Here is a 23,809-nt window from a genome sequence, read left to right as displayed (position 1 = left end):
TGAACGTCACCGTGCCCGCCGCGAGGCTCACGCCCGCAGGCGTGCCGTCGAGCGCGAGCGCGAATTGCGACCCGATGGCGCCGCCGGTGAACGCCAGCGGCACCGACAGCCGCTGACCCGCGATCAGCGCCCGCGACAGCGTCAGCGTCAGGCCCACCGCAGCGTCGGAGGCGCCCTCGGCTACGGGTGTCGCGCTGCCGCCCGACAGGGTGACCACGAGCGGTGCGTCGGCGTCGGCGACGGCGACCGTGGCACTGCTGGCGGTGGGGCTCGGCGCGGCGCCGCCGTCGATGACGCTGCGCGCGGCGGCGAACTGGGCCCCGCTGGCGAGGCTGACGGTGAGCGTCTCGGCGGGCTCGTCGAGGCTGTCACGCACTGCGGTGACCACAAGATGAGCGGTCTCCGCACCAGGGCCGAACGTGAGGACCGCGCTGAGCGTGCCGCCGCGGACCAGCCGCACCGCACTGCTGCGCCCGTCGCTGGTGTCGAGCGCCAGAGCGAAGTCGTTGCCGGTCACGCCGGTGCCGCTGAACAGCACCGGCACCACGACGGTCTCGCCGCCAGCGAGCTCACGAGCCAGCGACACCTCGAACACTGCTTGATCGGTCGCGCCGGCCTCGACGATGCCGCCCGAGTCGGAGCGGGCCAGCGACACCTCCGTCGCGTCGTCATCGACGACGGTCACTCCCACCGCAGCCGCCGACGAGGCGCCGTATTGGGCATCGTTCACCGCAGTGACAGCGTGGGTGACCGTCACGTCACGGCGCGGCGTGTCGGCGTTGTCGTTGACCGCGGTGAGCGTCACGTACTTGTCGGCGCTCCAGTCGTCGGCGTCGAAGATGACAGGGCCCGAGACGCTCACGCCCGAGCCTGCGGGCACCGCGGGCATGACGATCACCGTCCCCGACGGCCGCGTCGAAAGCCTCAGCGCGTAGCGGGCAGTGCCCGACGGCTCCGACACGACCAGTGCCCGCCGCACGCCGCCGGCCACCACGACCTTCGCATGGCTGACGTCGTTGAGCACGAACAACGCCGACGACCGAGCCGTCACCGGTACCGGTATGGCTGTCGCGGTCGGCGTTCCCGCCGCGACGGTGACCCGTTCGGTCACGGCGTCGTCGTCGGCTAGCGCCGTGACCGTCAAGTCGGCACTGCGAGCCGACGGGCCGGTGAACGTCAACGTCCCCGCCGCGTAGCTCACTCCGGTGGGCGACCCCAGCAACGACAGCGACATATCGACGCCCAGCGAGCCACCCGACAGCACCAGCGGAATCACCAGCGTCTCGCCCGACAGCAGGCCTCGCGGGCTCAACGACACCCGCAGCAGCCCGTTCGAAGTGCTCGCCTCGGTCGCCGTCGAGTCCCTCGACAGCAGCCTCACCGACAGCGACCCGTCTTCAGGCGCCGCGGCGGCGTCGGTGACCGCCAGCGAACCTGTCGTGCCGGCGACCAGGCCCGCAGGCAGGTTCCCGGTCGCCACTGTCCACGACTGCGGCCCCTCTTCGACGTCGTCGGCAAGCACCTCGAGATCGGTCGCCGCCTCATCGGCGCCGGCGCGGATCAGCACTGGCGACGCCAGCCGGTAGTCGTCGGCCGACACCCCCGTGCCCGACACCGACAAGGGCACCGACACCTCGGTGCCCAGCGGACCTCCGGGAAGGCTCACCACCACCGCCACCGACGTGCCCTCCGATGCCGACGGCGACGCCAGGCTCACATTCACCACCCGGGCCCCCGCAGGCTCGGCCAGCACCACCGTCGACGGCCCTGCGACGCTGCCGTGCAGCATCGCCCCGCTCAACGTCGGCCCCGACGCCGTGAGCGTGCCCGTCGACACCGACAGCACCCGCTTGAGGGCGTCGCTGTCGGCCAGCGCCGACAGCGTCACCCACGCCTGCCCCGAGACAGGGCCGGTGAACGTCACCCCGCTGTTGCCGACCGTCGTGCCCGTCGCGGAGGCCGCGCCGCGCGCCAGCGAGTAGTGCGTGCCTGCGGTTCCGCCGGAGAACACCAGCGGCACCGTGACCGACTCGCCGGCGAGCAGCGTCGCGTCGAGCGCGACCCGCAGCACCGCCACATCGGTCGCCGAGCCCTCGGTCGCCACCGCGTCGATCACCCGCACCGTCGCCGAGACTGCGCCGAGGCCTGCCACCGGCACCGGGTCGGAGTACACCGTCTCGGTGGTGCCGCCGCCGTCCACGTAGACCACCCGCAGGCGCAGATGCTTGCCCGCATCCGCGGCGGCGACCGTGTACGTGCCCGTCATGGCGCCCGCGCCCGTCGCGCCAGCCCATGTGACGCCCCCGTCCGACGACGCCTGCCACAGCAACGACAGGTCCGCGCGGCTCGTCGCCACGCCGTCGGGATCGCCCGACAGGCCCGCGAACGACACCGACGAGCGCCCCGCCACCGGCGTTCCCGACAGTGCCACCGAGGCGTCGCCCTCATCGACGTCGGTCACCGTCACCGTCACCTGCTGACGCACCGCCGTCGGGGCACCGCTCACGCCCAGCGATGTGGCCACCACCGTGAAGGTGAGCGAGCCGTCGACCAGTTCCCGATCGACGCCTGTGCCCGTATAGGAGATCTGGCCCGTGCCCGCGTCGATCACGAAGCCCGACGGCACCCGAAGACCCCGCCGAAGACCCTCGAGCGAGTAGACGATCGGGTCGTTGTCGGCATCGGTCGCGGTCACCGGCGAGCCCACCTGGAGCGCCGTCGTCGAACCGTCTGCGTTCTCCGCGAGCACCAGATCCGACGGCACCGCGCCGAACACTGCATCGGTGCCCTCGTCGTCGGTCACCGACACCGTCACCGACCGCACCTGGAGCCCGTCGTAATCGGCGTCGACCGAGGCCACTGTGTGGGTCACCGTCACGGTCCGCGCGTTGCCCGCGTTCGCGACCGAGTCGTCCACCCCGCGCACCTGAACCGTGCGCGGCGTCCCGAAATCGGTCGGCAGGAATCTCAGCCACACCGTGCGCGCCCACAACCCTGTCGTGCCCTCGCGCACCAACAGCGCATCTTGGTCGGAGGACTGCACGCGTACGTCCACCGCAGACGCCGGACGCGTGTCGAGCACCACCGTGTAGGAATCCACACCGTCTTTCTCGGCAACCACCGTCGAGCCGTTCGACTCGGCGATCGTCACCCCCGCCGCGCTGTTGCCCACGACGGTCAGGTCGAAAGCGGCCGAGTCGAGCGTGTAGCCCGGCGGGTCGCTGCCGCCCACCTTGAGCACCTCGTCTGACTCTGCGGTGGCGTCGGACTTGGCGGCAATGACGACCGTGCCTTCGGTCTGGCCGTAGGGAATGAATATCGATGCCGGCAGGGCGTCGAAATCGGCAGCCGAGGTGGACGTGTGGTTGTAGGTGAGCGGAATCTCGACCGGGCCGGTGGCACCGGTCGGCAGTACTGCTTTGAAGGTGAACGACTGGCCTTCGTCGACCGAGGCGGCGCTCAGTGCTGTGCCGTCGGCGTCGGTCCAGGTGATGACCCCATCGTCGGCCTCGTCGTCGGCGATCAGCACCGCGGTGGTCGCGTCGTGGGTCGTCGCCGCATCGCCGTCGTCGAAGGAGGCGACGTCGAGTCCTTCGGTGGCCCGCGGCAGCAGGCCCGCGTTCACGTTGACGGTGACGACCTCATCGTCGCCGTCGCCGTCGCCGCCGGTGCTGGGATCGCCGCTCTGGTCGCCGGCGTCGCGGCCGGTGGAGGCGAATCGCAGCACGGCCCGCTGCACCGTGTCGGAGTCGCTGCCGGTGAAGGTGACCTCCCAGATCGCTCTGGTAGCCGTGCCGGAGAAACGGCTCGAGGCAACGCCGTCGCCGCTGATCGTCAACGCCACGTCGGGATTCGAGTTGCCCGGCAGCGCGGCGGCGGTGCTCGTGTCGAGCTGCACCCCGACGGTTACCGATTCGCCGGCGGTCAGCGCGCGCGACAGTTCGACCACCGCCTCGGCGGTGCTGCCGGGGCCGCTCGACAGATGCCCCTCGATGCTGCCGCCGCCGGTCGCCTTCACGGTGATCGTCTCGACGCCGGCGCTGTCGATCACGGTGAACGAGGCCGTGCCCGACCCGCTGGCCCCGCCGCCGAGGCGGGTGGCAGTCATCTGGGGCGAACCGGTCTGCGACGATGCCGGGATCGAGACCGTGACCGACTCGTCGACCGTGTCGGCGTCGGTCATGCCGGTGATGTGCAGGTGCGCCAGTGTTCCCGATGTGGCCGTGAAGGTCACTTGTGCCGACGCGGCGTCGGCGAAGAAGATCTGCTTGGTGCTCAGCGGGTCGAAGCCCGCACACGGGGGGCCGCGGCACTCCACCTTGATGTCTGTGCCCGGCGTGGCGCCCGCGAACCGGATCGGCACCACCAGCGTCTCGTCGCCGACCAGCCTGCGGCTCAGCTCCAGTACGAGATGCACGTTCCGGTTGTCTCGATCGTTGGTGCGGTCCTGGCTGGGGTCTTCGTAGATGCTGGCGATCTGGTTCATGCGGCGCAGCGTCACCGTGGTGGGGTCGTTGTCGATGATCTGCACCGCGGCCGAGCTGGCGGTCTCGGTCTCGCCGATGGCGCCGTTGTGGTCGGCGTCGCCTGCGTCGAACAGGCCCGCGGGCAGGGTTCCGAGCCGCAGCGTGGCGACCTCAGCGCCGGGCTCGTCGACGCTGTCGTCGGCGGCGCTGAGCACGAGCGTGGCGACCTGGGCGCCGGGCCCCGCGAACTCAAGCGACGGCGTCGCGGTGGTGGCCCCCGTCAGCGTCACCCCCGTATTGACGCCGGCGCCGGTCTGGGCGGCGAGCGTGAAGTCTGCCGCTGCCACCCCGGAGACGGCCAGCGGCACGGTGAAGCTCTCGCCCGCGAGCAGCGCTGCGCTCAGGGTCACGGTGAAGACGGCCTCGCGGTCGGCCTTCGCCGCGGCCCCTTCGGTGATCGCTCCGGAGTCGGTGCGGGCCAGCGTGACCGTCAGCGGGGAGTCGTCGTCGGTGACGGCCACCGTGGCTGTCGGTGTTCCTTGGAGCACATAACCGGATCCGGCAACGATGGTGACCGTCACGGCGCCGTCGGGCTCGTCGACGCTGTCGGCCACTGTGGCCACCGTGAAGGTGGCGGTCTTGGCGTTGGCCTTGATCACCACCGACTTGCCGCTGCCCTCGTCGGATGCCGCCACGAAGTCGCCCGCGCCCTCAGCGACGCTCAGGTTCACCGTCAGATCGGCAGCGGGCGCCTGGGCCACCTCGACGGTGAACGACGCGGCGCTGCCCTCGGCCACCGAGGCGGCAACCGGGCTGATCGTGATGGAGGGTTCGGCGACCGTGAGGTCGAATGTGGCACTGCCGAAAGTGAAGCCGGGCGGATCAGCGGCGCCCACCCGCAGCACTTCGTCGCCATCCGCGGTGCTGTCAGCCACAGCAGAGATCGTGACCTCGGCGCTGGACTGCCCGTAGGGGATGAACACCGACATCGGCAGCGGGTCGAAGTCTGCCGCCGATGTGGTCTCATGGGTGTAGTTCAGCGCAGCGAGCACCGGGCCTGTCACGCCGGCGGGCAGTGCCGCGGTGAACGTGTAGTCGGCGCCCTCGTTCACCGTGGCCGCGCTGAGCGCCGCACCGCCCGCCGTCGTCCAGGAGATCACCTGGTCTGTGGCTTCGTCATCGGCGATTCTGACCGCCGTCGTGGCATCGTGGGTGGTCGCAGGGTCGTCGTCGCTGTACGCGACCACGTTCAAGCCGAACGTCGCCTTGGTGTCAGAGTCGGCGGCGAGGTCCGGTGAGATCGTCACCACCTCGTCCGAACCGTTGTTGTCGCCCCCGACCTTGGGGTTCCCGCTCTGGTCTCCCGCATCGAGGCCTGTGGAGGCGATCCGAAGGCGTGCCGAGCGAACCTCGACGCCGTCTTCCCCTGTGAAGATCAGCCGATGCGCAGCTGTGCCGGACCGGGCGCCGGTGCCGCTCACGGTGACCGTGGCATGGCCGTTCGCAGCCTTCGCCGGCAACACGAACGACACTGACTCAGAAGCAGGGTCGGTCACAAAGTCCAAGTCGAGTTCGACGATCTCGCCGGCGGCGAGCGCGCGGGACAGTTCCACCCCCACGTCGATGCTGCTGCCCGAGGTGGCGCCCTCGATGGTGCCGCCGCCCGTGAGCTTGACGGCGATGTCGGCGTTGTTGTCGTCGTCGTCGATGCGGAACGACACCTGCCCGGTCCCCGACGCACCCCCGCCCAATCCGGTTGCGGCAATCCTGGGCGAGCCCGACTGCGACGACGCGGCAAGGCTGATCGTGACCGATTCGTCGATGGCGTCGTCGTCGTCGGCGCCGCGGAAGACCAACTGCGCCCGTGGCATGTCGGCTGGGCCGGTGAAGGTCACCGTCCATCCCGATGCAGTCGCTGAGGCGAAATCGCCGCAGGTCGCTCCTGACATTGCAATCGGCAGGCACGTGACCGCGAGGCCGTCGCCTGGGGATGCACCGGCGAAGACCACCGGAACGGTGAGCGACTCGCCCGCAACGAGCGCCCGCTGCACCAGCACCGCCGCCAGCACACCCGTGTGGCCCCCGACAGGCGGCCGTTCGGGAACCTCTCCGATCACCGGATTGCCCGCGCCGAGAAGCAAGATCTGCACCTGCGTCGCGTCGTCGTCGGCGATCTGCACCGACGCCGAAGTAGTGGTCTCTGTCGAGTCGATGCTGCCGTCGAGATCGGTGTCGCCGGCGTCGCGCAGCGGCGAGGGCAGCGTGCCGAGCGTGAGGGTCGCCGTCTCGGTCGGCTCGTCGTCGCTGTCGTTCGCGACGCTCAGCGTCAAGGTGGCAGTCTGCGCGCCGGGGCCCGCGAAGGTCGCCGTCGGCGCCAGACCCGACAGCGCTGCGAGTGTCACGCCGGCGTTGACGCCGAGCCCGGTGGCTGCGGCCAGCGTGAAGTCGCTTGCGGTGATTCCGCTGCCGGCGATGGCGAGGGGGACGGTGTAACGCTCTCCCGCGACCAGCGGGCGGCCCAGCGTGACGGTGAACACGGCTTGGCGATCCGCTGTCGCCGCTGCGCCCTCGGTGATCGCGCCCGAATCGGTGCGCGCCAGCGTCACGCTCAGCCCGTCGTCGTCGAAGATCGTCACCGTGGCGCTGTTGGCGGAGCTGTGAGGCGCCGCGCCGCCGACGACGTTGGTAGCGGTCTGGGCGTCGAAAGCGGCCTGGTTGCCAAGCGTCACCGCGACGGTCTCAGCCGTCGTGTCGCCGTCATTGCGGCCGGCTGCGGCGCTGATCGTCACCACTGCGGTTCGCACCGACTTGCCCTTGGCGCCGGTGAGCGTGACCACCGGCGCGGCGGTGGTCGCCCCCGACAGCGCTGCGCCGGGCTGGCCCGCTTTCAGCGCCAAGGTGAAATCGCGGTTCGTGGTGCCAGACACGGTCGCGCCGGTCGAACTGGCAAGCACCAGCGGCACCGCCACCACCTCGCCTGGTCCGAGCGCTCGCCCGAGCGTCACCGTCACCTCCGCCGTGGCAGTGGCGTCGCCTTCGGAGATCGTGCCGCCTCCGCTGAGCGAGACCGTGGTCGGGTCGTCGTCGGTCACCGCGGCTGATACGTCTGCCACGGTCACGCTGGAATAGCCGCCGCCGGAGAAGCGGTGGCTGATCGTGGCCGTGCGAGCCCCGCCTGCGTTGTCGGCAGTATCAGCCACCCCGGTCACCGTCACGGGCTGCGGGCTGGCCCAGTTCACGGTGCCGAAGGTCAGCACCGCAGTGGCGCCTGCTGCGCCTGTCGTGCGCACCGTGGCGGCGGTGGCGTCGTCGCTGGTGACGGTGACGGTGACTTCGCCGGTCGGCTGGCTGCCCAGCACGATGGTGTACGAATCGGTGTTGCCTGCGCCTGCCTCGGTGACCACCGTCGAGCCGTCGCTTTCGAGGAGCGTGGCCGAGACCGTCTCGTCGTCGGCGACGGTCACCGCCACCGACGGCCCGGCCACGACGCTGCCGTATCCGGTCACGGTGTGGGAGATCGTGACGCTCTCATTGTCGGCGTCGCCGTCGTCGAGAGGTGTCACGGTGACCGTCTGCGGTGTGGCCCAGCTGCCCGCGACCCCCCCCGTGAATGTCAGCGCGCCGCTGACATTCACGGGGGGGGTCGCGACATCGGGCAATACCGGCGTCACCAAAACCGTTGCGCCAGTGCCCGGATCGGTGGACAGCACGACGGTGTACTCGCCGGGGGCCCCGCCTTCGGTCAGTTCGAGCGTGGTCGGCTTCACCACGACTGCGGGCGCCGTCGCCGAGACCGTGAAGGTGCCCGAGATGGCGGCACACGCCGTCTCGTCGGCGTCTCGGGTGCCGTCGCAGGGCTGCGGCGACTTCGCCCCGCCGCTGCGCGACAGGAGTGCCCCGCCCACGTTCACGGTGACCGTCGTGTCTGCGGTGATGGCCGCGCCAGAGTACGAGAGCACCAGCACGGCATTGGCGCCGGTCGACTTGTCGGTGGTAGTCGCGCTCTCGTCACGGGTGACCACCAGGCGGGCCGATGAGATCGACAGTCCTGCGGGTGCTCCGCTGAGCGTGATATGGGCCAGCCCGGCGGCGGTCAGCTCGCCGGTGGTCGCTTTCCAGAGCTGCTCGCCGACGTTGCGGCCCGAGGTGCCGCCTCGCCCGCCGCCGCCGCCTGCGCCGGCGAACGACACGCCGAGCGGCACCAGTTCCACGTTCAGCGTCGCCCCGCCGGAGAACAGGTTGGCGGGCAGTTCGGCGGGCACCACCACCAAGCCGGAGGTGTCGGTGCTCTCGTCGTCGAGCACGACGATCAGCACCACCGGCGCCGCGCTGACACCCGTGTATCCGGTGACGGTGTGGGCGATGAACACCTGCTCGTGGTGTGCGTCGGCGTCCTCGGCGGGCGTGACGGTCACGGCTTGCGGCGTGGCCCAGGTGCCGGCAGCGCCGCCGGTGAAGGTGAGCGTCACGGGGCTCACGCCGACTGCTGCGGTGTTGCGGGAGACCGGTGTGACGGTCACGGTGATGCCGTCGCCGGGATCGGTGCCCAGCTGGACGTGGTAAGTCCCCGCTGCGTCTCCCTCGGTGAGGCGCATGCGTTCGACGGACACTTCGACGCCCGCCGCCGCCGGCTTGTCGTCATCGACGATCAGAAAACTCAGCGACCCCGAACCGGTCGCCCCGCCGCCGAGCGTCGTGGACGCCGACAGCACCGTCTCGCTGGGCCATCGAGCGGGCAGCGAGATCGTGACCGACTCGTCGTCGGCATCGCTGTCGTGCAGCAGGGTCACCGTGAGCGTCGCCTTCGTGACGGTGCTGCCGTCCGCGCCGGTGAACGTGACCGAGCCGCCAGACACAGTCACCCCGGCAGGCGCCGGGGCCTTCAGCGCCAGCGACAGGTCGGTGCCCACGACGGCACCGGTCACCACCAGCGGCACTTCGAGCACCTCGCCGGCGGTGAGCGGGCGGCCCAGCGAGATGTCGATCTCGCGCGTGCCCGAGGTCTGGCCTTCGTCCCAGGCCACCCGCGACGTGCCCTCGGAGTTCTCAAAGCGCCCCGCCAGCGTCACTGCGGTCGGGTCGTCGTCGGCCACGGTCACCGTGCGGGCCGCCGGTTCGGCGATGGTGTAGCCGGTGCTTTGCGCCACGGTCGCGGTGACCTGTCCGTCGGCCTCGTCGTCGCTGTCGCCGACGGTCGCAACCATGAACGACGCCCTGCCTGAGGCCGGCACCGAGATCGTGCGGGCGGTCGGCGTGGCCGTGGTCGGGGCCCCTGCACCGGTCACCGTGATCGTCACCGTCACGTCGAGGGCTGTCGCCGGCTTGGGCTCGACGCTGACTGTGAAGCCGGCGGGGTTGCCCTCGGTCACCTCGGGCCCTGGCGTGAGGGTCACCGTGGTGGAATCGTCGTTGGTGATGGCCACCGTCTTGGTGCCGCCCGCCGCGCTCACCCCGCCGCCCGAGCCGCTCACCGTCATGGCCCGGCTGCCGCTGCCGTGCGCGATGGCAACGCTGCGCTCCTCCGCATCGTTGTTGGGCACCGCGGTCAATGCCAAGGTCGCCACCCGGGCGCCGGCGCTGAAGCGCAGCGCCGGGTTCTGGGGGCTGTGCGGGGCGCTGATGTCCAAGGCGACGCCGGTGTTGAGGCCTGTGCCGCCCTTGAGCGCCAGCGTGTAGTGCTCGCCTTCGGTGGCCCCGGTCACCACGAGCGGCACCACGACCTCCATGCCGGTGCCTGCCACCGAGCCCAGCGTCACCGTCACATCGACGGTGCCCTTGTTCTCTGCCACGGTCGTGCCGCTCACGGCCAGCGTGGCCACCGTGGGGTCGTCGTCGACGAGGGTGAACGTCACCGGCGCCACGCCGAGTGAAGCGAACGCGGCGCCCGCCGGCGTGCCTGCGAGGGTGACAGTCTCGTCGGCTTCGTCGACGGCGTCTGACACTGCGGTCAGCGTCACTGATCGCGACGCGCTGGCTCGTTGCCCCGCAGCGATGACGAGGCCGAAGCTGGGCACCGCTGTGAAGCCCACCTTGGCTGATCCCCCCGCTGGGGTTGCGCGCACGTTCACCGTCTGGGCGACATCGAGCAGCGAATCGCCGGTCAACTCGGCGGTCAGCCCGAAGGTGAGCGGGGTGCCCTCGGTGACGGTGCGGGCAGACGTGTCGGGCTTCAACGCGAAGCCCGAAGGTCTCGGGTCGGTGTCGATCACGGTGATGGTGTGGGGATCGGGCGCGGCGCCGCTGGTGGCGGCATAGTCGGTGCCGGGGGGGCCGACCGTGTAGCCGGTCGTGTAGGTGACCGTCGCAGTGCGCGGACCTTTCGAGTTGAAGGTCGCGTCGTCCACAGCGGTGACGGTGATCGTCTGAGGCTGGTTCCAGTCGGTGGCGCCGAAGCGCAGCGCCGCTTGCGTCTGCTCGGTCTGTTCTGGGCCCGTGAGAACCGCAACGCCGGTCGGGCGCACGGTGGCCACGACGCGCACGGTGTCGCCGGCGGCGGTGAGATCCGGCGCAGTGTTGAGCACCACTTGGAAGGTGTCGGTGCGCCCCGAACCCGTCTCGTGCACCGTGGTGCCGCCATGCGTCTCGATGACGGTGACCCCCGGCTCGCTGTCGATGAGGGTGACGTTCAGCGCTGCCGTGGTGCCCTGGTAGCCGCTGTCGACTCGGCCCAAGCCGCCGGGGTCATGGGAGGCGGTGGTGTGGGTGATCGTCCATCGGCTGTTGCCGGCCTCGGTGATGTAGCTGCCGCCCTCCACTTCCAGCGTCTTGGGCTGGTCCCATGTGCTGCGGTCGAAGACCAGAGCGGTGCCCGAGTTCAGATAGTTGGTGCCGCCAGCGGCGCGCTTGCCGTCCTGGATCTCATAGACCTTGAGCGGCGAGCCGTTCGGGGCCGTCAAGGTGACACCCACTTGGAAACCGACCGCAGGCTGTGCGCCGAGCACCAACGTGTAGCGGTCGGTACGGCCGAACGCGCCGGCGTCGGTGGCCCGGGCGGCCTCGGTCACCACGGTCGAGCCGCCGGTGTGGGTCACCCTGACCTCTTTGGCCTCGTCGTCGGTGACAGTGACGCTCACCGACGGTCCGCTCAGGCCCGCGTAGCGCGTGTCGCTCGCCGATGCGGCCCGGTGGGTGATGCTCACCCTGCGGGCATTGCCGGCGTTGTCCAGCGAGTCGTCCTGGCCGGTGACGGTGACCGTCTGGGGCTTGTCCCAGCTGGCGGCGGTGAAGGTCAGTGTCGCCGAGGCCCCCGCCGCCCCGCCGCCCACGCTCACCCGCGCCGCGGCGGCGTTGGCCGAGGTGGCGGTGACGGTGACGGCATGGGTCGGTTTCGACGCCAGCGCGACCGTGTAGGTGTCGGTGCCGCCCTTCTCGCCTACCGTTGTCGAGCCGAGCGTCTCGGCCACCACCACGCCCACGTCGGGGTCGTCGTCGTCGATGCGCACGTCAACGGCGGCAACGGCGATGCCGTGGTACGGGTTTGCGGTGTCGTTTGAGGTCGCGGCATGGGTGATGCGCGCGCTGCGATGGTCGACGGAGAGATTGTCGAGGTCGTCGGCCACGCCGGTGACGGTGAACGTCCGGGCATGGCGCCATGTGCCGGACCGGCCGCCGGTGAACGTGAATGACGCCGAAGCCGCCGGCACGGCGGCGCCCACGCTCACCAGCGCCGCCGCGGCGTTGTTCGACGACGCGGTGACGGTCACCGTCTTGCCGGCGCCGGGGTCGGTGTTCAGCGCGACCGTGTAGGTGTCGGTGCTGCCGTCGTCGGCGACCCGGGTCGATCCGCCGGTCTGGGTGACGGTCACCCCCGCGGAGTCGTCGTCTACGACGGTCACGGTCAGTGCTTTCGTTGCACCGCTGTAGTCGGGGTCGGCCGATGCTGCGGAGTGGCCGATCACGACGCTGCGGTTGCCGCTGTTGTCGACGCTGTCGGCGACACCGGTCACCGTCACCGTCTGCGGCCGGTTCCAGGTGGTGGCGGTGAACGTCAGCGTGGCGCTGGCGCCGGCCGCCCCGACGGGGCCCTGCACGGTTGCCGCTGCCGGTGTCGGCGAGGTGACCGTCACCATCACCGCTTCGGTCGGCTGGCTGTCGAGCTGCACCGTGTAGGTATCGGTGCTGCCGTCGTCGGCGACCTGGGTCGATCCGCCGGTCTCGGTGATGGCGATGCCCGCAGTGTCGTCGTCGACGATGGAGACCTTGACCGCGACGACGGCGGCGCCGTGATAGCGCGGGTCGTCGGAGGTGACCGCATGGGCGATGCTCGCCGTGAGGGCGGCTGCGGGGTTGTCGATCTCGTCGTCGACGGCGGTCACCGAGATGGCTACCGGACGGTTCCAGTCCGCCGGCTTGATCGTCACTGCTCCCGAAACGGTGACACGCGCCGAGCTCGAAGTAGGGGTGATGGTGACGTCCGCGCTCGGACGCGAGTCGAGCACCACGGTGTAGGTGTCGATGCGTCCGGCGCCGGGGGCCTCGGTGACGGTGGTGGCGCCGCCGGATTCGACGAGCGTCACCCCGGCTGCTGTGTCGAGCACTCGCACCGCCACGTCGGGGCCGACGCTGACCGCACTCCAGCCGGTGACGGCGTGCGAGAGCGTCACCGACTCTTCGTCGACGGTGTCGTCGGCTGCTGCGGTCAGCTGCACGGTCTGCGGTGTGCTCCAGGTGCCGCCGCTGCCGCCGGTGAAGGTGACCTCGGCGGGGCTCACCGTCAGGATCGAGCTGTCCGATGAGGCGATGGCAACCGTCACAGTGGCATCGTCGCCAGGGTCGGCGCTGAGACGCAGCGTGTAGCCGCCCGCGGGCGAGACCACGCTGGAGGTGCCTTCATACACTTCGACGTCGAGCGCTGAGGGCCACACCGACGGGTCGTTGTCGTTGATCTGCACCGATGCCGCATTGTCGCTGGGGTGCGGCACCGCCCCGCCGGCGAGGTTGGTGCCGCGCCGCGCCGCCAGCTCGGCAGCGTCGCCGAGTTCCGCCGTCAGCGTCTCGAAACGGCCCTCGCCGAGCGTGTCGTCGGTGAAGCGCAGGATCAGCATGGCCTCCTGCGGTTTGGGCGCCTCGGCAGGGCCGTCGCCCGCGGCAGGGTCGTCGAACTCGGCGGCGTCGAACACTGCGACGAATTCGAGCGCGGAGGCGGGCAGTTTCTGGAGGTCGAGGGTGAACTGATCCCCACGGCGGGTTCCGCCGTGCCAGTCCCATGTCGAGGTGTCCTGACGGGGCCGGTAGACGCGCCCATCGTGGATCCAGGCCACGCCTGCGTTCACGGGGTCACGGGCTTGGTGAAGATTCCCGGTGGCGGCAAGCCCGGTCTGCCAGACCAGCTCCGCTTCGATGTCGTCGGCGGTGATGTTGGTTCCGCTGATCCGAACCGGCACCTCGAGCCGTTCGTCGCTGCTGTTGAGCGCCCGGCTCAGTGCGATCTTGAAGCCGACGTAGTCGTTGTCGCGCACTGAGTCTGCGTAGGTGTTCTGGCCTTCGGTGACCGGGCTGACGCCCGCATAGGTGAGCGACACCACGGTGGGTTCGCTGTCGAGGACGGTCAGCGGCACCGGCGGGGCGGTGGCGGAGCTGTAGGCGGGATCGTCGGAGGTCACGGCGTGGCTGATGGAGGCCGTGCGGCGCCCGCCGCTGTTGTCTGCGCCGTCGTCGACGCCGAGCACCGTGACGGCTTGGGGCTGGTTCCAGTTGGCAGCGGTGAAGGTGATCTTCGACGGCGACACCGTTGCCGCTGCAGTGCTGCTGGAGGTGGGCGTGACCACCACCGAGGTCGAGCTCGCAGGCGCCGACACCAGCCTCACGGTGTAGGTCTGCGTCGCGTTCTCGGCCACAGTGAGCGCGCTCGCCGACACCAGCACGGTCGCTCCGGAGCCTTCGTCGTCGATGAGGCGCACGCCCACCGACGCGGCCAGCGGGTCGGCCGCCAGGCCGCCGCTGAGCTCGCCGAGCTTCACGAGGACCTGCTCGTGGATGGCGTCGGCATCGTCGGCTGCGGTCAGCGACAGCACCGCCGGGTCGCTGCCTGGCCCGGTGAACACGACCACCGGGGTCAGCGTGGCGGTACCGGTGATGCTCACCCCGGCGCCTGAGGTGACGGCCAGCGTGAGGTCGCCTGCGGCCAGCCCGGTGCCCGACAGCACCAGCGGCACCCGGTAGGTGTCGCCCGCCGAGCGAGGCCGTGACAAGGTGATGAACAGCGTCGCAGCCGAGGAGCTGTCGCCTTCGACCGCCTGCCCGCCGCCCCGCAGCGCCGCCACCACGGCTGGGTCGTTGTCGTACAACGGCACCGACGCCGACTGGGCCCCGATGGGGGCCTCGCCCAAGGTCGCCTTCACCGTCGTCGCGGCTGTAAGCGTGTAGCCGCTGCCGGCGGCGACGGTTGCGGTCACCGCGCCGTCAGGTTCGTACAGGTCGTCGTCGACGGTGGGCACTGCAAGCGATGCTTCGGTCTTGCCTGCGGGGATGGTCACCGTCACGGCGCCCTCGTCGCCCGATGCCACGAAGTCGCTTCCGGCTGTCTCGGTGATGCTCAGCGTCACGTCGAGGTCGTAGGAGACCGCAGGGGTGGCGGTGACGGTGAACCGCGCCGGCGTGCCCTCGATGACGGCGAGCGCGCCGACGCTCTCGCCGGGCTGTGTCAGCTGGCGTGGGGCCAGCGACCATGCCACAGCGATCACCGGATCGGTGTTGGCGTCGGTGATCGAGACCTCGATGTGGTCCGGTGTGCCGGCCGAGACGTCGGCGGGCAAGGTGCCGAGCTCGAGGGTCAGCGTCTCGGTGGGCTCATCGGCGCTGTCGGCGGCTGCGGTCACGGTGAGCGTGCCGGTCTTGGCGCCCTTTGCGATGCTGATGCTGCCGCCGCCCGACAGCGTGACGTCGCCCGCCGAAGCGGTGCCGGCGCCTGCTCGCAGCTGCACCGGTATCGACAGGGCGGTCGCTGCGGGCGCCAGCAGCGTGGCCGTCACCGTCAGCGTCTCGCCCTCCGCCAGCGAGGTCTTGTCGGCCGACAGCCGCACCGACTGCCCGACTTTGTCGTCGGTCACGGTCAGCGTCACCGCGCAGCTGCCGCGTGTGGTGTCGCAGTTGGCGCCTTTGCCTGCTGCCCCGCCGTCGAGGGTCTCGGAGCCCGAGCGTTGCGTCACGAACTTGAACGCGGCATCGCCGCCGGTGCTGACGGTCGGGATCTCCGCGGTGACGGTGGTGTCTTCCACATCGGCGTCGCTGTTGGCGGTGGCGATCAGATCCACGGCGGCAGCCGCGCCGCCTGCCCGCCCGGTGAAGGTGACGGTCGATCCGTTCAAGGTCACGCCGGCCGGCGTTCCCGACAGCGCCAACGCGAACGGCGGGTCGGCCCCTCCGGTGAAGCGCAGCGGCACGTCGAGGTGCTCGCCGGCGACCAGCGCCCGGTTGAGCACCAGCCGCAGCGTGGCGGTGGCTGAGGCGTCGCCTTCGGTCGCAGTGTTGTCGGGCGCCGAAAGTGTCACCGTGGTGGGGTCGTTGTCGGTGATCGTGACGGTGGCTCGGGCCGGTTCGCCGATCTTCGCCGAGGATGTGGCTGAGAGCGCGACGGTGAACGTCTCGGCCGTCTCGTCTGCGGAGTCGTCGAGGGTGGTGACGGTGAGGCTCACGCTGGCGGCGCCTGCCGCCAGTGTGAGCGTGCCTGAGGCCGCAGTGAAGTCGTCGCCGGCTGTCGCGGTGCCGTCGGCGCCTGTGGCGTACCCCACCTCAACATCGACCGCTCGGGCGTCGGCGGTGGTGATGGTGAGCGTCGCAGTGCCGGCTTCTGTTGCTGCCGCGGCGGTGCTGGAGAACTTCAGCGTGGGGATGTCGGCCGAGTCGGTGATGGTGCCCACGGCGGTTGCGCCGCGGTTGCTCAGCGGCGGCGCGGTGCCGCTGGTCACCGTCGGCGTGCCCAAGGTGACGGTGAAATAGTGGCTGCCCTCGTAGGTCTCGTCGTCGGTGGTCGCCACGCTGATGGTGCCGGTCTTGGCGCCGCCGGCGATGGTGATCGAACCCGATGCATTGGCGTAGTCGGCTGAGCTGCCGTCCGCGCTGCCGGTGGCAACGGCGCCGGTCGCATCGGAGGTCTCGCCGCGGCCGTCGGTGAGCGTGTAGGGGATGGTCACATCGGTGGTCGCTGTGGCGGGCAGCGTCACGGTGAACTCCACCGCGCTGGCCTCTGCTGCGGTCGCCGGCGCGACACGCACGCCCTGTTCGGCGGTGAACACCGGCGACAGGGCGTACAGCCGTCGTTTCGTGCTCACAGCGCCGCGTTTGCCGCGCAGCGGGCCCACACCCGCGCCCGAGTCGTTCAGCGAGCCGTAGGTGACGAACGCAGCGTTGGCGCCGGTGGTGCCCAGCGGGTGGCCGGCGCTGTCGCCGTCGCCGAAGGCGATGCCGGTCCAGTGGTCGGCCGCGTCGTCGTTCGCGACCGTGAATGATCGGCCCTGCGCGGTGCGGGGGGCGTTCTCGTTGGCCCAGCCGCCGTCGTAGAAGTCGTCATAGTCGTCGGCGACCTTGCTGCCCTGCACCCAGTAGATGGGCGCTTCGGGGTCGGTGCCAGCGGTGGCGGTGTTGCGGCGCGCGGTCACCGCGGCGGTCGATACGACGGCGGTGAACTGCTGTGCGTAGGGCAGGATGGCGTGCGGGATGGAACTGGACAGGGCCGCGTCTGCGCGGACGAAGGCGTTGTAGACGGCGACGTCGGCTGAGGTGGCGGCTGTTCTGGCAGTGGAGAACAGCAGCCTGAAGCTCTCGCCCGCTCCGACGCCGGAGGGGATCAGCGGCGAGTCCAACGGGATCTCATCGATCGGCGGTGGCTCGGTGATGGTCACCTCGACGGAGGTGACGTCGCCGCGGTAGATGCCGGCGGGCAGCGTCCCGATCTCGAGGGTCAGCGTCTCGACGCCTTCAGCCATGGCGTCGGCTATCCCGTCGACCCGCAGCTTCAGGGTTCGTTTGTCTTTGGCGAACCTCGCGATGCCGCCGTTCTGCAGGCGCACGTCAGCGGCCGAGGCGGTCCCGCCCTGGGCTTTGATCTGCACTGGCACGCTGTATGCCCCAGCGGCCTCTCCAAACCCGGAGTCGATCGTGACGTTGATGAAGCTGCCCTCGATGATCTCGGTGCTGCTCGCGGCCAGCGTCACCTCCGGTTCGTGGCCGCCGAGAATGGAGACGATCGCGAGTCGCGGGCTGCCGAGCTTTGCGTGCTCGGACACCAGCAAGCTGACCCGCAGCGACTCGGTCCGTTCGTCGATGATGTCGTCGATGATCGTCAACTCGACGGTCTTCTCAGCAGTGCCCGGGGCGAAGGTCACCGTCTGACCGTTGACCGCCTCGTAGTCCTCGCCTGCGGTCGCCGAGACGTCGATCGTCTCCCAGAGCAGTTCGGAGGACACCAGGCTGGTGCCCTCCTTGACGATCGTCAGCGACTGCGTGCCCTCGGTCTCCGAAACGGAGAACGAAGATTGTTTCCAGTAGAAGACGGGCGTGTCGTCGGCGTCGGTGATCGTGCCCACCGCAGTGCCGGCGGTTGCCTTCAGCGGCGGAGCGGCGCCGCTCGACACGGTGGGCGCGCCCAGGGCGACGGTGAAGCGATGGTCGCTCTCATAGACCATGTCATCGGTGGTGGGCACCGATATCGGGGCGCTGCGGGCGCCCTTGGGTATGACGACCGAGCCCGCCTTGTTCGCGTAGTCGGCGCCGGTGCCCTCCGCGCTGCCGGTCGCGACGCTGTAGGCGGGATCGGCGGGGGTCGAGCGGCCGTCGCTGAGGGTGTAGGGCACCGTCACCGCCGCAGCTGCCGGCACCGGCAACGAGACGGTGAACGTCACCGGGTCGCCTTCCTCGGCGCTGGCCGCGGCGATGCTGACGGCGGGGTCGATCACGGTGACGGTCACCTGCGGGCCGCTGGTGACGCTGCCGTAGCCCGACACGGCGTGGGAGACGACCACCTCTTCGCCGGCGGTGTCGCTGTCGGACACCGGACGGACCCCGACGGGCATCGGCACCCACCATTTCACCGCGGTGCCGTCGTCGGGCAGCGGCCACGTCACTGTCAGCGAGCCGTCAGACTCGAGCACGGCGGTCGGCCCCTCAGCAGCCGGGGTGAGCGCCAGCAGCGAGACCGCGGCAGTGTCGGCTGAGGTGACCGTGACGGTGACCGCGCCCTGCGGCGCAGAGGTCAGGCTCAGGTGGTACTCGCCGTCACTGCCGCCTTCGACCAGGCTGATCTGTGTCGGCACGCCGAGCAGTGCCGGGGTGCTGCCGGCGTCGACGGCGAGGAAGCCGGCTCGGCTGCGCTGACTGTCGGCTGCGCGCATGCCGATGTTGGTGGCGAGCCCTGGGGCATCGAACGCTCCGATGCTCACGGTGATGTCGTCGTTGTCTGTGTCTGGGTCGGCGTTGGCCAGCTTGAGTGCGACCTTCGCCTGCTGCACGGTCTTGCCTGCCGCGGCGGTGAAGGTGAGGGTTGCGGCGGCGGTGCCCAGCCCGGTGGCGGTCACGCCTTCGCTGGCGCCGTTCGCGGTGGTGAGTTCCCACACGAACACGCCGCTGTCGGGCGCCTCTGCCGTTCCGAACGCGACGCCGCTGGTGCTCGCGAAGGTGAGCGGCACCGCCACGGTCTCCGCGGTTCCGTCGGGCAGCACCGCCAGCGCCCTCGAGAGCGACACGGTGAAGCCGGGCGGGTCGCCGCTGGGAATCTCGCCCTCGTAGACGATGCCGCCGCCGGTCAGCGACACCACCGTGGCATCGTCGTCGCGCAGGTCGACGGTCATCGTGCGCTGCGTGCCGATCCTGACCACGCCGACCGGCTTGGACAGCGACAGGCGCAAGCGCTTGACCGACACGTCGTCGACGCTGTCCGCGACGGCCTCGATGGGGACGATCACCTTGCTGGTCCCCGCCGGCCAGGTGACCTCGAGCGAGGTCCGGCCGCCGTCGCGGGTGACCGAGCCGTCGCCGGCGTAGCGGTAGTCGGTGCCGTAGACGGCGGTGCCGTCGGTCATCGTGACGGTCACACCGCCCGCCGATGCGGTGTCGCTGACGGTGAGCTCCACGCCGAGCGTGCCCGCCGGGCCGTCGCCCTCGGTCAGCGTCGCTGTCGCGGCGGCGAAGCTGACCACCTTGCCGGCGTCGTCGTCGTCGGTGACGGTGAACGTCGTGGGAGTCCCGGCCGCCAAAGCCGGTGTGGGAAACGGAATGATCTGAGGATCACTGCAGTACGTGGGATGTATCGCTTGGCTGGGGTTGCCAATACGCGCAGCTATGGTCTTGATGGGACCGTAACTGTCGTCGGCCGCGTCGTCGTCGTGGGCGAACGTCAGCTTGACCTTCGCGACAGTCGGCGACGGCTTGCCGTCGACTGGTTCGAATCTGACGCTCGGGCCGACGAATGTTCTGCGGGTCGCCCTATTGGTGACGGGGTCAGGCGGGCCGTCGTTGACGGATCCGACCTGTCTGGTGAGCGTGAGACCCTCGGTGCCGCCACCAGGAGTCAGCGGAACGAGTTCAGCCGTGTACTCCCGGTTCATCCAGGCGCCGTTGATTTCGAAGAACGCCGCGTGCCATTCGTTCACCGTCTCGTCGTCGCTGCACACCAGCGGCGTGTTGAGCTTCACCGTCACCATCATCACGTCGTCGGCGTCGCCCTCGGTGGCTGTGGCCTTGTCGACGGTCACGGTGGGTCGCACCCAGCGTCTGCCGAAGTTGTCCAGAGGCAGCGTGAATGCCGTCACCGGCGCCGAGTACACGGTCTCGGCGTTGCCGCCGCCGTCGGTGTACTCGGCCGCGACGCGGACCTGCTTGTCGGCATCACCGGCCGCCACCGTGTACACCGCGGTCTTGCCGCCGGCGCCGGTGGCGCTCACCCAGGTGGTGCCGCTGTCGGCGCTGGTCTGCCACTGGTAGGTCACCGAGCTCAGTTCGGCGTCGCCGTCGGGGTCGCCGCTCACCGCCGTCACCCGCATCGGCGACCCGGTGCGTCCGATGGAGTCGGCGCGCAGTGTGACCGTGGCGTCGCCCTCGTCGACGTCTGCCACCGTGACCGTCACCGCCTGCTCCACCCCTGTGGCGGTGCCGTCGGCGCCGGTCGACGTGGCCACCACGGTCAGCGCGATCTTGCCGCCTGGGGTGGTCTCGCGGTCGACTCCGGTGCCGCTGTAGGCGATCTGGCCGCTTGCGCTGATCGCGAACCCGGCGGGCGGCGTCTTCAGCGAATAGGCGACGCTGTCGCCGTTGAAATCGACGGCGATCACCGGCGACCCCACATTGACGGCGTCGGTGGAGCCGTCGGCGTTCTCGGTGAGCACCAGGTCGTCGGGCACCACCACGAACTCCGCATCGACCGGCGTGGTGACCAAGGGCGTCAGGTGGAACTGCGCTTGGACCGGTGCGCAGCGGCCTGGCCGGCTGAGACTCGCCGCCGACGCGCACAGGTCGTCGCTGTCGCCGGCGGGCGCCTTGCCGAACCGGTTCTTCTTGCCGTCGATGAGCGTGCCGCCGAGCCTCAGCGTCACTTCCGACGCTGCTGTCAGCGCCATCTTGGCGGCGTCGGTGAGTTCCAGCGTCAGCTTGGCGGTGGTGCCTGCGCTGGTGCCGGCGACGCGCAGCGCCGAGACCGTGCCGTCCGACGACGACGCCAGCGTCAGCCCGGTCGGTGCGTTCACGAGCGCTATCGACGGGTCGTCGCCGAGCGCGGCGCTTCCCGAGGCGAGGTAGCGGCACGGCTTCAATGCAGTCTCGAACACCGGGCCGCACGCCGCCGCCGTCGTGCCGCTGCTGAATCCGCCGCTGCTTACGTCGGCGAAGGCGTAGTCGCCGCCCACGATGACGTCGAGCGTGACCCGGTGCGGGCCGGTGGTGCCCGAGCGTGTGAACTCGGCGGCCTGCAGCACCTTCTTGCTCAACGCCAGCGTTCCGGCAGCGTTGTCGTCGTCGATGATCTGTGCGGGAATCTTGCTCTGCAGGCTCGAGTCGCTGTCGCCCTCGTAGTCGAGCACGACGTTGAAGTCCCCATGGTCGAAGATGTCGTCGTCCTCGAGCACGGTCAGCGTGACGGTCTGCGGCTTGAACCACGCGTTGTCGCTCGATGCGGCATGATCGAACGTCAGCGAACTCGGCGACAGCGCGACCGCCGAGGTGATGTCGCTCAAGTCGAGGAGTCTGTCGCTGCCGAGCTTGACGGTGACGTCCTTGCTTGGCCGTTGATCATTCACCAAGGGAGGGACCGCAGCGAGGCTGACCTTGAGTTCGGTCGCCGAACCCTCGGCCAGCTCGAGTTCGGTGCGGTCGACGACGATTCCCTCCGGGGTCCCCGAGTCGAGATGAACGAAGTCGGCCGAGTAAGCGCGCGAGACCAGCAAGCCGCCCTCGACATTCGCATCGAGCACGGCGCCAGGGCCTCCCAGGATGCGGATGCCGAACCGGTCCAGCTCGTTGTCGGCGTCGGTTCGGTTGAGTCGGTCCCAGAACCTCAGCGTTACTCTCTGGTGTGCGACGGTCGCGAAAGTAATTGTTCCGCGAACTGTGCCGTTGTCGGTTGCTGTATCAAAACCCTCCAATTCGACGCCCGTTGGGTTGGGTACCCAGCGATCACGAGCGCCTACTCTTCCGACTCCCATGCGGACCTCGGATGTGTTGGAATTGGTATCCAGGATGCCCAGGAGGCCCAGGCCGGTATCGCTGTAGAGTTCCAAAGGCACCACGAACTCTTTGCCGGCTTCAGGCAAAGAACTTACGTGCAAGCGGACGTCGGCCGACCTCGGCGTTACGAAATCACTTTCGCCGATGTACGCAACACCGTCGGCAGCGAATTGCTGACAGCAGCCAGTATCAGGAAGCTCCATGCCGACATAGGTCGATTCATCGTCAACGAAGTCGACCACCACGTCGGGCACGTCGGCTTTGCCGTAGAAGCTGTCGGTCGTCTCGACATCGTGCGTGATGGTGACGTCGGGCCATGTCGAGCCGCCCAAATTGTCCCTCGGGTCGCCTTGCCGACTGGTGACGGTGACGGTCTTGGTCAAAGCAGCACCGGTGTCGGAAGGCTGGAACACCACCGGGTCCGGGTCGAGTATGTATGCCGAATCGGACGACATCGGCGTGATGGTCACCGTGGCCGACGGCGCTCTCGCCAGCCGTATGGTGTAGGTGTCTTGTGCGTCTGTGGTGTCGCCGAGCACGGTGTTTCCGTCGCTCTCGGTGAGAATGAGGTCTTTGTCGGGAATCATCGACAGACCGAACACCAGCGGCCAGCAGTACGCGAGGTCGCCCCGCTGGCTGACAGTCGACAGATCGTGATCCGGGCAGCCGCTGAACAGCATGCCGCCCATCTTGATGTCGAAATCTCGGGGGGCATTGAACGCTGCCCTCCCCGCTGCGGACATGCGCAGCGTGATCGTTGCTGCTGTGTCGCCCGTGCGCTCGAGGCTGTGAATTGTCATGCCCTCGGGCGCGCCCTGCAGTTCGATCGACGGCCCGATAGTGAGTTGTTCGCTGTTGTGCGTCAGAGTGCCGCCACGCAGGGTCAGCGAACTGGCAACTACCTTGCTGCCATCGTTCTCGAAGGCGCCCCGCGAATCCCCTGTGGTGTTGAACGTGTGACCACGATGATGGAACCAATTCCCGCTAAAGGCAGTGTCTGGACGCATCCTGAATCGAAAACTGAAGTCATAGAACTCACTCTGGCCGTCTTGTCTGAATGCCGCCTCGTCCAGTACACCCCATGCTGCGTTGTGGGTATGCCGTAGGTCCCAGAGCTTTGAAAAAAGGTGTGAGCCGCCGGGTTCGTCATCGACCAATGTGATGGTGCCGCTGCCGCTGCCTGTGGGCGCAGCAGTGAATCCGGTGGATGTCAGCGAGGACGGGATGCTGAGCGTGAGCGTTTCATTGACGCGGTCTGCGTCGTCGAGGGCGCGCACGATGACCGCTGCCGACGGCACCGCCTTCTCCGCTCCGTCGAACGTCAGCGTGCTGCCCGACAGGCTCACCCCGGTCGCGGGCACCAGTTCCAAGTCGAAGTCGGTCCCGAGCACGAGGCTGTCCGGCTTGGTGATGATCGGCACCTCGAGCCGCTGCCTTGCGGTCAGGGGCGAACTGCTGCCTTGCAGCGCCACCGTGATACGCCCCGGAGCGGGTGCTGTCAGCGCCCGCTCGGTGGCGGTGTTGTCGGTGACAGTCAGCAGCACGATCGGGGCGGTCTGCGCCGCGGCCGGCTCAGCACGCAGCAGCGGCACATGCGACGCCACCGGCGCCAGCCCGCTCGCCACCAATGCTGCAACGGCAAGGCAGACCGCCAAAGAGCGAGCCGCCCGGCCCAAGCGCCAGCACTGCTTCAT

1 protein-coding gene (cut by a window edge) is annotated in these 23,809 nt (G+C 69.7%); it reads right to left on the bottom strand.

Annotated features, from left to right (window positions below; genetic code table 11):
* Positions 1-23,809 carry the 5' portion of a Calx-beta domain-containing protein gene (locus tag ACOGJB_RS12195; protein ID WP_419837389.1) on the bottom strand. The gene continues 14,810 nt to the left of window position 1, outside the view, so only the first 23,809 of its 38,619 coding nucleotides appear in the window; the start codon lies at positions 23,807-23,809; its stop codon lies off the left edge, out of view.

Source organism: Candidatus Poriferisodalis sp. (genome assembly GCF_965208895.1).
Lineage (GTDB): Bacteria > Actinomycetota > Acidimicrobiia > Acidimicrobiales > Poriferisodalaceae > Poriferisodalis.
The sequence above is the reverse complement of the archived record's forward strand: the minus strand, read 5'-3'. Positions and strand labels throughout refer to the sequence as shown.